A 13,803-nucleotide genomic window follows, 5' to 3' on the forward strand; every position below is an offset into this window, starting at 1 on the left:
ATTTGAATGATTTTTTTGTTTTTCTAACGTTTTGGAGGGAAAGGGTTTGCGACATATACTTCGTAAGAAACACATTCACGATTTGTTAGAACAGAGCAGACAGCAAAAGGTAAAGAAAACACTGGGCGGGCTCGATCTCACGCTCCTTGGCATAGGGGCTGTGATTGGGACGGGGGTCATGGTGTTAACCGGAATTACAGCAGCTAAGGATGCAGGACCGGCTGTTATTTTCTCCTTTGCGATCGCAGCGATTGTGTGCAGTTTAGCAGCACTTTGTTATGCAGAAATGGCTTCCGCGCTGCCTGTGTTCGGCAGTGCGTACATTTATTCATATACCACAATGGGTGAACTCGTAGGTCATCTCATGGGATGGACGTTATTATCTGTTTATATGCTGACTGCTTCAGCTGTAGCGAGTGGCTGGTCGAGTTATTTTAACAGCCTGCTGGAGGGGTTTGGAATCTCAATTCCACATCAATTTTTAGCTGGTCCAGAACAAGGCGGATATATGAATTTGCCAGCAATTATCATTGCTTTACTCATTGCGTGGATCCTATCTAGAGGAACGAAAGAAAGTAAAAAATTCAATAATATCATGGTGTTTGTGAAACTTGGCATTATTGTTCTTTTCATTGTAGTAGGAGGTTTTTATGTAGAGCCAGCCAATTGGCAGCCGTTCATGCCGTTTGGTACGGAAGGAATTATTGCTGGAGCCGCTGCTGTGTTTTTTGCCTTTTTAGGATTCGATGCCATTTCGGCTTCTGCAGAAGAGGTGAAAAATCCACAGCGGAACCTGCCAATTGGCATTATTGGTTCATTGCTCATTTGTACGATCATTTATATTGTCGTTTGTTTGGTCATGACAGGCATGGTGCACTATACGAAGTTGAATGTGACAGAGGCAATGTCTTATGTACTGCAAAGTGTCCATCAACATAGCGTGGCTGGTATTATTTCTGTCGGTGCTGTCATTGGATTGATGGCTGTGATTTTCGCCAATAATTATGCGGCAACTCGAATTGCTTTTGCGATGGGGCGGGACGGGCTCTTGCCTAAAGTGTTTTCAAAAACAAACAAAAGTGATACACCTGTTGCAAGTATATGGGTGATTGGCGGAATGACAGCTGTTATTTCAGGGTTTATTGATTTGAAGGATCTGTCCAACCTAGCCAATATCGGTGCATTATTAACGTTTGCGATGGTGAGTTTATCCGTACTCATTTTGAGAAAGACACATAAACAGCTGGAAAGGGGATTCCGGGTTCCGTTTGTACCGGTTTTGCCAATCATCTCGATGGGCTGTTGTGTGTTTCTGATGCTCAATTTACCAGGCCGGACATGGCTGTACTTCGGGGTTTGGCTGATTATCGGTGTCGTCATGTACGCAGCGTATTCTAACAAACACAGTGAATTAGCGAAATCTGCTTAAGAAAAAGGTGCAAATCCGTTGACGATTTGTGCCTTTTTTCATACGATTTGGGATAAGCTATATAAGAGATAATGAACGGAATAAGAGGAGGATGAGGGAAATGATCAGCGTTAGTCCTTATATTGTCGTAGAAGATGTCAAAGAATCTCTTCAATATTATCAAGGAATTTTTGGCGGAGATATTCGTATCTTAAATGAACATCAAGACCGTGTATTGCATGCTGAGCTGCACCTTGGAGAATCACTGCTCCACTTTTCAGATACATTTGGCCGCACACCAAAACCGGAGAATCTTCGATTGATCATGCAGTTTGACAATGAGGAAGAGTTAAAGGCTGTATACGAGGCGCTTGAAGCTGATGGAGATGTCCTTGTAGAATTACAGGATACGTTTTTTGGCGCACTTCATGGACAAGTACAAGATCGGAAGAATGGTCTGATATGGGTGCTGAATTATATGAAATAAATAAAGACCTTCACTCTTGTGAAGGTTTCAGCGTGTAGACAAACCCTCGCATTCGGTGTCAGTCCTGCGTGCTGGTGCTCACGAATGTGAAATTCGCTCCGCGCCAGTACTCGTCCTTCCTAGACTTCAAAGGTTTTCTATCACGCTGAAAAGAAGACAAAGGGCTAAAATCAAGTTCATTTTAGCCCTTTGTCAACAATCTGAGACCTTCACCCTTGTGAAGGTTTTTTTGTGAGTGTTTTTATTTTCTGAAAAATGGAAAATATGCTATGTTGGAAGAATGATAAGACATGGGGAAAGGGTGGAAAAGGAATGGATCAAGTTGAGTTTCAATATATTCAAACAAACGGCATAAAGCTCCATACAGCAATGGCTGGTCCTGAAGATGGTCCGCTGCTGGTCCTGCTGCATGGATTTCCTGAGTTTTGGTATGGTTGGAAAAATCAAATCCTCCCCCTAGCTGAGGCGGGGTATCGTGTCGTTGTTCCTGATCAAAGGGGATACCATCTGAGTGACAAACCAGAAGGAGTCGAATCATACGTTTTAGACAAATTAAGAGATGATATCGTGGGGTTAATTAAGGCGCTGAGTCCAAATCAAAAGGCCATTGTCGGCGGACATGATTGGGGTGGAGCTGTTGCTTGGCATCTTGCTTCAACCCGTTCTCAATATGTAGAAAAATTAATCATCGTCAACATGCCGCATCCTCGTGTGATGATGAAGGTCCTTCCGTTTTATCCGCCGCAGTGGAAGAAGAGCTCTTATATCGCGTTCTTTCAGCTTCCAAATGTACCAGAGGCAGCCCTTCAAGAAAATCACTTTCAAAGACTGGATGAAGCCATTGGACTGTCTGCTAGACCTCATCTGTTCACGAAGGAAGATGTCTCAAGCTATAAGTTGGCATGGACGCAGCCGGGAGCCATTACGTCCATGTTGAATTGGTATCGAGGTATTAAAAAAGGCGGCTTTGAAAAACCGATTTCCAAACGAATTCTCGTTCCTGTCCGCATGATCTGGGGAATGGAGGACAAGTTTCTAAGCAGAAAGCTCGCAAAAGAAACGATCAAAATTTGCCCAAATGGACAGCTGATTTTTGTCGATGATGCCACTCATTGGATCAATCATGAAAAACCAGATGTTGTGAATAAGCTCATACTCGAATTTTTAACATAAAGAAATAAGCTCTGATCATATGACCAGAGCTTATTTGTTTTATCCGATTTGATTCTTTTTCAAGGAAACAGGTTCGTCGTCCCAGCATTCAATCTGTTCATTGTTCGGAACGGCGTTTTTATAGAAAACAGGATCTTTGCCTTCTTTTTTCTGTCGCATGTAATCCCTCAGTGCTGCAAAGGCGACTTTAGACAGCATGGTAATGGCAATGAGGTTGACGATGACCATGAGACCCATGAATAAGTCGGCCAGACCCCAAACGAGAGGAACAGTGGCAATGGCTCCGAATAGAACCATGCCAATGACAGCCACACGATAGATGTTGAGCCAAATTTTATTCGCTCCCAAGAATTCAATGTTCGTTTCACCATAGTAATAGTTACCGATTAACGTACTAAAAGCGAATAAGAAAATCATGATGGCTAGGAATCCAGAAGCCCAAGGCCCAATGTGCTGGCTTAATGAAGCCTGAGTTAGCTCAATTCCTTCCAGGTTGGTTGTTTTATACGCATCAGAGAACAGAACAAGAAAGGCTGTGCTTGTACAAATAATTAACGTATCTGTTAACACACCAAATGCTTGGATTAACCCTTGTTTGACAGGGTGGCTCGTGACAGCAGTTGCTGCTGCATTAGGCGCACTACCCATACCGGCTTCGTTTGAGAAGAGACCGCGTTTAATCCCTTGTAACAATGCTCCACCTAATGTACCGCCGGCAAACTGTTCAAATCCGAAAGCGTGTTTCACAATCGTACTGATGACGCCTGGTAATTCAGTGATATTTGTGATAATGACAAAGAAAGCAATCCCGATGTAAGCAACGGCAAGAAAAACGACAATATATTCAGATGCTTTTGCAATCGCTTTGATCCCTTTGAAAATAATGAACGCAAAAATAACAGCCATAACGATTCCGACAGTTAAACGATCTAGGCCAAAAGAGTTTTTAAAAGCGACGGTGATTGTATTTGATTGCACTGCGTTAAAGACAATCCCAAAAGAGATCGTGATCAGGATGGCAAATAAAATCCCCATCCAGCGCTTATTTAACCCTTTTTCCATGTAATAAGCAGGTCCACCGCGGAATCCTGTTTTATCTTTTACTTTATACACCTGAGCTAGTGTACTTTCAACAAAGCTTGAAGCAGAACCGATAATCGCTACGATCCACATCCAGAAGATTGCGCCAGGTCCACCGATCGCAATAGCAATGGCAATCCCTGTGATATTCCCTGTTCCTACACGTGCTGCCATACTGATGGCAAAAGCTTGGAACGGTGAGATTCCCTCTTTTTCTTTTCTTCCTTCTTTTAGAACACGCAGCATTTCTTTGAGCATTCTGACTTGCAGGAAGCGTGATCTATATGTGAAGTAGACCCCTACTCCAAGTAACAGAGCAATGATAAGATAAGTCCAAATAAAATCATTTGTAGTTGTTAAATAAGATAGCAAAGCTTTTTCGTTCATAACATCACCTCTTCGAATTCATCACTGTTCTTTTTAAAAAATACTGAGATCCCACTCTTTGGCGAGTTTCTTCAGCATCATGACACCGGTAATACTATTTCCACAATCGTCAATGGCAGGACCATAAATGCCGATACCGCAGCCTGTCTGAAATGGGAATTCTCTTCTTGCGCTTGGCGGAACGCAAGCCATGATTCCTCCAGACACACCACTTTTGGCTGGAACGCCTACGAAAGCAGCAAAATTACCAGACGCATTGTACATGCCGCATGTCAGCATCAATGCCTTTGTTAGTCTTGCGATATCTTTTGGGATGACTTGGACTTGTTTAAAGGGATGGTAGCCATCACTTGAAATAATCAGTCCAATCAAGGCGATGTCCTCTGTTGTGACCTCAATGGAACATTGCTTTAAATACACTTCTAACGTGTCCTCGACATCTGATTCTAAGTAATTGGTTTCTTTTAAATAATAAGCAAGTGCCCGGTTGCGGTGTGCAGTTGCCCATTCTGATTGATAAACCTCTTCATTAACAGAAGGACGCTTACCTATTAAGTTTTCGATTAAATCGAAAATATATGCTAGCTTTTCTGTAGAAGTCTTTCCAGGAAGGATGGAGGATACGGTAATAGCTCCAGCATTAATCATTGGATTAAAGGGCTTCCCTGGTTTATGCATCTCAAGGCGGTAGATGGAATTAAATGCATCACCAGTTGGCTCTACATCTACCCGATCCAAGACGTACGGAACGCCTCTTCCTAAACAGGCAGCTATAAAGCTGATGACTTTTGAGATACTTTGCAGGGTAAAGGGAACGTCCCAATCACCATAACGTACAGATGATCCATCTGGGCCTATCACGCTGATACCAAGTTGAGAGGAATTTACTTTTCCGAGTGCTGGAATGTAGCCAGCGTTCTGCCCGTTTTTGTAATACGGACGTATTTCTTCTGCCCATTGATCAACAGAAGACTGGCATGCGTGTTGTGTATTATTAGAAATTGCTGTTTTCATACGATTCCTCCAATCAAAAATCAAAAAGTACCCTATTGAATTGGCGGATGACAAAAAATGCGATCAAATAGGCACGAAAACATGTTACACATCTTCAAAGAACTTGTCATGCGCTGCTTGTACCACTCCTTTACACCTAAATATATGTTCAAATGAAGGCTTTGGCGGCGAAACAACAAAAAGGGTTTTTAGTGAAAATTCAGAAAACGCTTACATATAGTTTCACTAAAATTGTTCATTCAATTTATCTTGGAAACTACACAATCTGACGAAAATCTACAGAAAAACTTACAAATAAAAATCAGTCTGCATGCAATTGTCTAAACAATTCCCATTATTGTAGACAATCTCCAAATCGTAGGATAGCTGAAAGGTCACCATGCCTCCTCGGAGAATAGTCATAAAAAATGATTTTGAAGAGAGAAGAAGCCGTGAAAATAATTTTTTTGCTCATTGTGGAGCAAAGAGTCTCCTTGTATACTGTGGCTATGTAAACAGGGGAAGGGATGTCAGTCATTTGAGTTTAAACCAGCTTGTCAAAAAAGACGCATTTATTTTGATTTTTATGATCGTCATTGTGCCGCTTGCGGGAGAGCTGAAGTTTTATCCTGTGAATGAAACATTTCGTATTAGTTTTGGGGCACCTGCGTTTTTCTTTTGCTTATTACTTTTAAGAAAATCAAGACCATTGCTGCCAGGTTTTTTAACAGGCGCAGCCATTGTCCTATTTCGGGTAGGTTTAGATCTTATTCAGCAAAAAGCTGATCTGGCTCTGTCATTTTATCAGCAGTTTCCGAGCTTCTTTTTTTACTTTACTTATGCTTTTCTTTTCTTTGTTGTCCGTACAGGACGTTTCAAGCAGCGTTCCATTTTTATTGGGCTGATCGGACTGATGATTGAACTGCTTGCTGATTTTGTTGAGCTGTTTGTACAATTTTTAGTGTTTGATACAACCATGACTTTCTCAAAGCTGAGTGATATGATCCTCATTGCATTTGCTCACAGCTTCGTGGTCATCAGCTTTTTTAATATGATGAGGCTGTATGAGGCACAATCAAGAGAGAAACAAATCATGAAGCAAAATGAGCATATGATGATGGTCATTTCAAATTTATATGAGGAAACAGTTCATTTAAAGAAAACGTTAAATCATACAGAGCACATAACGCAAGAATCCTATCGGCTCTATCGTCTGCTGAATGAACATGAGGCAGGAAAGAAAGTGAGTCAGGAGCTGCTGAAACTTGCAGGGGAAATACATGAAGTCAAAAAGGACAATCAGCGTATTTACGCCGGGCTTTCAAAGCTGATTTCAAAGGAAAATATGCAAGATTATATGAGGGCAGAGGATCTTGTTCAAATCGTGATTCGCATTCAAGAGAAATATGCGCTATCTCTCGGGAAGAACATTTCCTTTACATCTGATATAAAAGGCATTCACTTGCATGAGTATCATGTGTTCATTTTCTTATCGCTGATTAATAATTTAATGGCAAATGCAGTTGAAGCAATTAAGCATGATGGAGCCATCTCACTCGTATTAAAAGGCAGTCATGATAAAATAGAGGTTCGGGTCGAGGATGATGGACCGGGTATTCCTGAGAAATTGAGAGAGATTGTATTTGATCCTGGATATACTTCAAAATTTGATGCATATGGAACACCGTCAACTGGGATTGGCTTATCCTATGTGAGAGAGCTGGTTCAAGAGCTGGACGGTCAAATCCAGATTGAGCAGAAAGAAACGAAAGGAACAGCTTTTCAGCTTGTCCTTCCGATAAAAAATTTAATACAGAGAGGGTGAGTGTATGCGATTTTTCATTGCAGATGATGATCGTGCAATACGCTCGATTTTAGGTCAAATCATTGAGGATGAGGATTTGGGAGAGGTCGTGGATGAAGCTGATGACGGCATTGGATTAGAAGCGCATTCATTGAATCTGAAAAAAGTAGACATCCTTCTGATTGATCTTTTAATGCCAGCTAGAGACGGCATTCAAACCATACGTCATATTCACCCTGAATTCAAAGGCAAGGTCATCATGATATCTCAAGTAGAAGCAAAAGAGATGATGGCAGAAGCCTATGAACTTGGAATTGAATATTATATTCATAAACCCGTCAATCGAATTGAGATTGTCAGTGTCATTCGAAAGGTCATGGAGCGGATCAAGCTCGAAAAATCAATTTACGATATTCAAGCTTCTCTTCGGCATGTGCTGCCATTAGAGCCAGTGATTTCTCATGAGACAGGTACTGGATCAAAGCGAAGAACGATGAAAGAGGCAGGGGAATTCCTCCTATCTGAATTAGGAATTGTCGGAGAGAGTGGCTCTAAGGATTTACTAGAGATATTGATCTACTTACATGAAACGCAGACAGCCAATTCTCATGAGGTGAATTTTCCGCCATTAAAGCAGCTATTTATCAAAACGGCGGAACGAAAGCTTGGTCGTGGTGCGGCGGATGTGGAAGTGATGCGGGAAGTGAAAGCAGCAGAGCAGCGAATTAGACGAGCCATCCATCATTCCTTAAATCATTTCGCATCACTAGGGCTTACAGATTTTTCAAACCCTAAATTTGAGCACTATGCGTCGAAGTTTTTTGATTTCACTGATGTCAGCCAAAGAATGAAAGAAATGCAGAAGACTTCTTCATCCGCAGGGTCAACAGGCAGAGTCAATACGAAAAAGTTCGTGCAAATCTTTTATTTTGAAGCAAAGCAGCTATTCGAAGGGATGAGCTGAGGGAAATCTATTGGAATGATTGGAGAAAATAAACAGAGACAGAGTGCTTTTGACTATGAGCCGCCTTGCTCTTTTAGACGTCTTTGTTATTTATCTGATCATTCTGATTTTTCTTTTTTCTTGAAAATAAAACTCTCCTGTGCAATCGTTTGTTAAAATAGTGAGGTTAGACTAGAATGTCGGAGGTTTTATTTTGGGAAAAATTAAACGAAATGCGCTCTGCCCATGCGGAAGCGGAAAAAAATATAAACATTGCTGTGGTCAAAAGTCAGGCGGAGAACAAACGTCTGAGCTTGTGTTTAAGGAAGCTGTACAAGTTCAAAAGGATTTAATGAATTATGCGTTCTCTAAGCATCAGAGAGCGATCAATCAATTCATTAATGAGTTTTCTTTCCTAGCAGATATGGATAAAGAAACGCAACAAATCTCAGTCTTTCATTTGAGTGTATGGGGCATTTTCTTCCGCCCATTAACAGATAAGAAAGAGACCATCTTCCAAGAATTCCTGACAAAAAAAGCAGAAGATATTACCCGTCCTAAAACAAGACAAGTGGTGGAATCTTGGACAGACATGGAGCCATCTTTGCTTTTATTAAATGAAAAAACGGACGAGTCTCTTTACTTTGAGAATATGGTGACAGCTGAGAAGGTTGAAGTTGATGTGAAGCCGGATCAAACCGTGCTGCCAGAGAAAGGTAGCCTTGTTCTTGGTTTCCCTGTTCAGTTTGAAGAAAAAGCAGAGTTTTTCATTCAATATACGATGTTCGCGAAAGAGTTTACTGATACGCTTCTTCTTCAGGTTCGCCAGCTCGTTGAAGCACATGAGGCAAACGGAGGAGCACGTAGTACATTTATGAGAGAAGCCTTCCCTGAAGTGCTGAAGTGTATGTTTGCGAAGCAAGAAGTTGAAGAAACAGAAGCGCCTGCTCAAACAGAAGGAAATACAGTAGGACTATCAGCAGATCGTATGGAATGGGCTAGTGACGTTCAGCTGGAAACAGCCAAGCTGATTGAAGACGGGATGAAAGAGCACGGTGACCAAAGCCTGACAGATGGCGCTTTAACGGTTTGGAAAGCTTACTGTGATCAGAAAGCACCTGTGATCCGTAAAGCGGCGTCATTTGCTGCAGGAATCGAATATTATATTCATTCACTTGCAAGCGATGCCCCGCTTTCTCAAGCACAAGTTGCTAAAAAGTATGGAATTAGTGCGTCCACTGTATCGAGCCGATTTAAAGACATTGAAAAAGCGGTCAAAGAAGAGCAAGAGACGACTGTATCATAGCATGAAAAAAGACGTGGCACCTTTCAAGGAGCCAGCGTCTTTTTTTCATCATCTTGTTTTAATAAAACCACTCATGTATTGCTCTGTATTATAATCATTGAGGTCAATTTTCCACTGACCATCTCCGTTACGTTTCATTTTCACTTCATACTCAGCAGGGCTTGAGACTGGAGGAAGCTTTTCAAACTCAGATGCGTACATATTCAAGCTTTTCTTATACAATTCTTCTTTCGAACGGATTTTGCCGTTGTAAAACTCATCTCTTTGTTTGTCTAGTTTGTCTTTTAAGTTAGAAGCATCAATACCGGTTACTTGAGCGACAACCTTCGCTTCGTCATCTGAGATGGTTTTCACACTTGTTTCCACTTTCGCTTTATCCTTCATTGTATTTTGCATGCGTTTGTACATGGATAAAATATCGCGGTCACTGACTTCGTTTCCGTATATGCCTGCACTTCTCTTGAAGTCTTTCACAAACATTTCGTGATATTTATTAACGACATCTGATTGATTGTCACCTGTTAATTCTGAGAATTGATCATTCTTTTTGTCAAAAACAATGAGATCTGTATAAGCAGATAGTGCTTTTGCTGGGTTATCTAGCTTTTTCGCTGTATCCAGTATCTTTTCGCCATCTAGTTCAATTTCGATCGAATCACTGTTTTTCTTGATGCTATCTTGGTACACGAACTGATATTTTTTGCCTTTATCTACTAGGAAATAAAGAGCTCCTGATAGTGATTTCCCTTTGTTCAATGACCCAAGATCAAGGCGGTCTTTACTGCCGTAGAATTTTAAATCAGAGACTTTGGCATCGTCCTGATAAAGGGTGAAATCAGAGTTATATAATGAAAGGGCTTTGTCACCTTTGTTCGTGATCGTCAGGTTGACTTTTAACACCAATTCATTGTCCCGCAGGGTAGTTGTTGAGTCTTCTGGTAACGTATATTCGTAGCTATTCACTTTTACCTCTGCTGTTTTTGTTGATTTTTGGTCAGCCTTTGTTGATTTTGCTGAGCTCTGGCAGGCTGCAGAGATGATCATCACGAATGAAATCATGAGGAGTGCACTTATTTTTTTAAGATTCACAGTTGATGCTCCTTTGCTTTTCTTTCGTCATTTTCTTCCCGCTATCTGACTAAGAAAAAAGAAACAGATAGAATGGTATATTCGGGTGTTAAAGGGGAAAATCTCCTAATGACGATTTGCACTATTCATTCTATCGAATTTCATTCGTGATGAGGAATAGGTTTTAGTCCCTATCTTTAATAGATTTTTACACAAATACCTATAAAAAACGGAATTTAATAAGTAAAATATACTAGTTAATAAGAATTAATTTATCTATTTATCATGGGTTTTAAATGTTTTTTGTATAAAATTCTTGAAATGGAGGTAGTTTTCATTTCAAAAGATGTGTTAGAATTCACATCGCAAAACTTTTTTCTTTCAAAGCGTCCACCTCCAGATTGATTTTCAGAGAGCAGAATACTTGAATGTTGAAAATGATTCATGGGAAAATAAGGATGATTAAGCAGATAAGGGAGATGAGCTTTTGAAAAAAGTAACGCTTGGACGAACTGATTTACAGGTGAATCCGATAGGGCTTGGAACAAATGCAGTAGGCGGGCATAATTTATTCCCGAATCTGAGTGAAGATGCAGGGCGGGAGCTAGTAGAAACAGCTCTTGATCATGGTGTCAATTTCTTAGATTCTGCTTTTATTTATGGGCTGGGACGTTCAGAAGAATTGATTGGCGAGATCATTGCCAAAAGAGGCGGCAGAAAAGAACTGGTTCTTGCGACAAAAGGGGCTCATAAAGAAGTAAACGGGCAAATTGAACTGGATAATAGCCGTGATTTCTTAAGACAGCAGGTCGAAGACAGCCTGAAGAGGTTGCAAACTGATTATATTGATTTGTACTATATGCATTTCCCGGACGGCCGCACGCCGCTGGATGAAGTGGCAGGTACTTTAAAGGAATTGAAGGATGAGGGGAAAATCCGGGCAATTGGGGCATCAAACCTTGATTTTGAACAGCTTCAAACCTTTAATCGAGATGGATACCTAGACGTGCTTCAATCAGAGTATTCTCTGCTGAAACGTCAGGCCGAGCAAGACCTTCTCCCATACTGCGTGGAGCATGGGATTTCCTTTATCCCTTATTTTCCATTGGCGTCAGGCCTGTTGACCGGGAAGTTTACAAAGGATGCGACATTTGATGATATTCGAGCAAAGGACCCGCTTTTCCAAGGTGATGCTTTCCTTCAAAACCTCGAAAAAGTAGACAAGCTGAAGGCCATTGCGCAATCAAAACATGCCGAAACAGCTCATGTAGCGCTGGCGTGGCTATTGGCGCAGGATGGCATTGATGCCATAATTCCGGGTGCAAAACGAGCCGAGCAAGTCTTACAAAACTTGAAAACAAACGATGTTCAGTTAACAAAAGAAGAAATCAACGAAATCGATCAGATCTTTTCATAATATAAAAAATAAGGTGCCAAGCAGCACCTTATTTTTTTATGCCATTGTGAGAGGAATCTTGATCACGAGCCTCAGGTTTGGAGAACGATACGTAAAATCAAGCGTGCCGTCTGCCTTTTCAACAAGCTGATGAATGATATAAGTACCCATACCTTGATGATCACCGCCTTTTGTCGAGCGGCCAAAAGTCTTAAACAGATGATCTAATACGTGTTTTTCCATTCCCTTCGTACTGTTTTCACAATGAATCAAAAAGAGCCCGCTCCGTATGGAAGTCGTGATCGAGATGCTTCCCTCGTTCCCAGCTTGCTTCGCTTCAATGGCGGCGTCTAATGCGTTATCAAGCAGGTTGCCAGTAAAACTCACCTGATCCGCCTTAGAAAAAGGCAGAGAAGAAAAGGGTGCTTGAAGATCTAGTGAAAGGGCGATGTCCTCTTTTTCAGCCCGCTGGAAAAAGGAATGAAGGGTTGAGGCCAAATAAGCATTTTCCCCTTTGATCCAAGGGAAATGTTTCACATATTGCTGAATCAAATCTTTGATCTCATGCTCGTCATTCGATGCGGAAAAGGCATTTAAATGTCTAGCTGTTTCATGGTGTTTACTTCGCAGCTCAAGCAGCAAGTCATTGGTTCTCGACTCAGCATGAATCAGCTCTTGAAGCCGTCCATTTAATCGTTGCTCCGTTTGCATTATCTTGAAGGAAAGGAGATCGGCTGTCAAAATGATGATGACAGTTAAAAGATGGCTGAGCCCATTTCCGTGATTGAGAAAAAGTGAAATTCCTGAACAGGTGATGAGCACAAAAGCGCCTAATATCACGTAACCACTCATACCTAGCCAAAACCTTTTGTAAATGAAAAAGGTGTAAAGGCACATGATGCAAAAGGTCAGAAGCCACACCATGCTTGATGACAAAGGCAGAACAGCTTTAGCAGCAGCATGAACTGCAAGACCCAGCCAGATGAGCGTATATATGCGAAATCCAAGATAAAAAGCGTTCACGTTCGTTCTCCTTAAAAGTAGTATTTCTTAAAGTATTCTAATTGCTGCTTCGTCATCATGGCTTTTTTATCAGTCCCTTCAAAAGACACGATAAATGAATTTTTGGCATACGCCGAAAAGTTCTTAATGTAATGAATATTGATGATAAACGACCGGTGGGAGCGGATAAAGTCTTTCTCAGCTAAATCACCTTTTAACTCGTTGAGAGTTTGGTATGTTTGAATATCTCCTGTTGTTGTGACAATGGTCGTCGACCTGCCAGTACGTTCAACAAAGATGACATCCTTTTTTTGCAGTACATGGATATCTGATTGCTGCTTGATGAGAAGCCGTCCGTGAATGCTTTTCTCCTGCTTGGTGGACATGTAGCGCTCTAAAGATTTGGCAATTCGATCAGCTTGATAGGGCTTCATAATATAATCATGGACATTCAAATCAAAGGCATGAACAGCATACCCACTGTTTCCCGTCACAAATACAACATCTACATTCAGTGCATGAGAGTGAATAAGGTCTGCTAATTCATAGCCTGACATGCCAGGCATCTCAATGTCTGCAAACAATAGATCAATGTCGCCCTGTTTGACCTTCTCATATGCATCCTCCGCTGACTGTGTCACAAAAACGATGTCAACGGCATCCATTCTGCCGACAATGGCATGCAGCTTTTCTAAATCCACTCGGTAATCATCGACAAGACCTACTTTTATCATAAAAATCACCTATGACTCTTCT

12 protein-coding genes are annotated in these 13,803 nt (G+C 41.2%); 7 read left to right on the plus strand and 5 right to left on the minus strand.

All coding sequences use genetic code 11. The features are described 5' to 3' along the window. Positions 1-46 precede the first annotated feature (46 nt). The 3 genes from NST15_RS01545 (at position 47) to NST15_RS01555 (ending at position 3,068) form a co-directional block, all read left to right on the plus strand. Positions 47-1,429 carry an amino acid permease gene (locus NST15_RS01545; RefSeq protein ID WP_019743569.1) on the plus strand — a complete coding sequence of 461 codons (1,383 nt, stop codon included), beginning with the start codon at positions 47-49 and terminating at the stop codon, positions 1,427-1,429. A gap of 100 nt (positions 1,430-1,529) precedes the next feature. Next, entirely contained in the window at positions 1,530-1,895 is a 366-nt protein-coding gene (locus NST15_RS01550) for a VOC family protein (protein ID WP_008342155.1), read from the plus strand. Between the two features lie 312 nt (positions 1,896-2,207). Next, positions 2,208-3,068, plus strand: a complete 861-nt coding sequence (locus NST15_RS01555) for an alpha/beta hydrolase (RefSeq protein ID WP_065459765.1) — start codon at positions 2,208-2,210, stop codon at positions 3,066-3,068. A gap of 39 nt (positions 3,069-3,107) precedes the next feature. On the opposite strand, the gene NST15_RS01560 is transcribed toward NST15_RS01555, so the two are convergent. Beyond that, the gene (locus NST15_RS01560; protein WP_035703064.1) at positions 3,108-4,535 is read right to left on the minus strand and encodes an alanine/glycine:cation symporter family protein; all 1,428 of its coding nucleotides are present in this window, start codon (positions 4,533-4,535) and stop codon (positions 3,108-3,110) included. 33 nt (positions 4,536-4,568) lie between these two features. Beyond that, the gene (locus tag NST15_RS01565) at positions 4,569-5,549 is read right to left on the minus strand and encodes a glutaminase (protein ID WP_008342152.1); all 981 of its coding nucleotides are present in this window, start codon (positions 5,547-5,549) and stop codon (positions 4,569-4,571) included. A gap of 517 nt (positions 5,550-6,066) precedes the next feature. On the opposite strand from NST15_RS01565, the gene NST15_RS01570 reads away from it, so the two are divergent. The 3 genes from NST15_RS01570 (at position 6,067) to NST15_RS01580 (ending at position 9,581) form a co-directional block, all read left to right on the plus strand. Further along, on the plus strand, positions 6,067-7,353 hold the full coding sequence (locus NST15_RS01570; protein WP_039963229.1) for a sensor histidine kinase: 1,287 nt from the start codon (positions 6,067-6,069) through the stop codon (positions 7,351-7,353). Positions 7,354-7,357: 4 nt separating this feature from the next. Further along, the gene (locus NST15_RS01575) at positions 7,358-8,296 is read left to right on the plus strand and encodes a response regulator (protein ID WP_024719015.1); all 939 of its coding nucleotides are present in this window, start codon (positions 7,358-7,360) and stop codon (positions 8,294-8,296) included. 193 nt (positions 8,297-8,489) lie between these two features. Next, positions 8,490-9,581: an SEC-C metal-binding domain-containing protein gene (locus NST15_RS01580; protein ID WP_017366546.1), complete on the plus strand. Its 1,092-nt coding sequence runs from the start codon at positions 8,490-8,492 to the stop codon at positions 9,579-9,581. A 48-nt stretch (positions 9,582-9,629) separates the two neighbouring features. On the opposite strand, the gene NST15_RS01585 is transcribed toward NST15_RS01580, so the two are convergent. Continuing rightward, entirely contained in the window at positions 9,630-10,670 is a 1,041-nt protein-coding gene (locus tag NST15_RS01585; protein ID WP_008342147.1) for a DUF4352 domain-containing protein, read from the minus strand. A gap of 466 nt (positions 10,671-11,136) precedes the next feature. Between NST15_RS01585 and NST15_RS01590 the strand changes: the two genes are divergently transcribed. Continuing rightward, positions 11,137-12,066, plus strand: a complete 930-nt coding sequence (locus NST15_RS01590) for an aldo/keto reductase (RefSeq protein WP_008342143.1) — start codon at positions 11,137-11,139, stop codon at positions 12,064-12,066. Positions 12,067-12,102: 36 nt separating this feature from the next. On the opposite strand, the gene NST15_RS01595 is transcribed toward NST15_RS01590, so the two are convergent. Both NST15_RS01595 and NST15_RS01600 read right to left on the minus strand, forming a co-directional pair. Beyond that, the gene (locus NST15_RS01595; RefSeq protein ID WP_017366548.1) at positions 12,103-13,068 is read right to left on the minus strand and encodes a GHKL domain-containing protein; all 966 of its coding nucleotides are present in this window, start codon (positions 13,066-13,068) and stop codon (positions 12,103-12,105) included. Between the two features lie 11 nt (positions 13,069-13,079). Beyond that, complete coding sequence (locus NST15_RS01600) at positions 13,080-13,781, minus strand: LytTR family DNA-binding domain-containing protein (RefSeq protein ID WP_007498366.1); 702 nt, start codon at positions 13,779-13,781, stop codon at positions 13,080-13,082. Between the last annotated feature and the right edge of the window lie 22 nt (positions 13,782-13,803).

Origin of the sequence: Bacillus sp. FSL R5-0820, assembly GCF_038593385.1 — a bacterium.
GTDB classification, from domain to species: Bacteria; Bacillota; Bacilli; order Bacillales; family Bacillaceae; genus Bacillus; species Bacillus altitudinis.

Bases quoted from the DNA above. Each gene is read 5' to 3' on its own strand.
- NST15_RS01550 (WP_008342155.1), top strand. From the start codon at position 1,530: ATGATCAGCGTTAGTCCTTATATTGTCGTAGAAGATGTCAAAGAATCT.
- NST15_RS01555 (WP_065459765.1), top strand. From the start codon at position 2,208: ATGGATCAAGTTGAGTTTCAATATATTCAAACAAACGGCATAAAGCTC.
- NST15_RS01560 (WP_035703064.1), bottom strand. From the start codon at position 4,535: ATGAACGAAAAAGCTTTGCTATCTTATTTAACAACTACAAATGATTTT.
- NST15_RS01565 (WP_008342152.1), bottom strand. From the start codon at position 5,549: ATGAAAACAGCAATTTCTAATAATACACAACACGCATGCCAGTCTTCT.
- NST15_RS01575 (WP_024719015.1), top strand. From the start codon at position 7,358: ATGCGATTTTTCATTGCAGATGATGATCGTGCAATACGCTCGATTTTA.
- NST15_RS01600 (WP_007498366.1), bottom strand. From the start codon at position 13,781: ATGATAAAAGTAGGTCTTGTCGATGATTACCGAGTGGATTTAGAAAAG.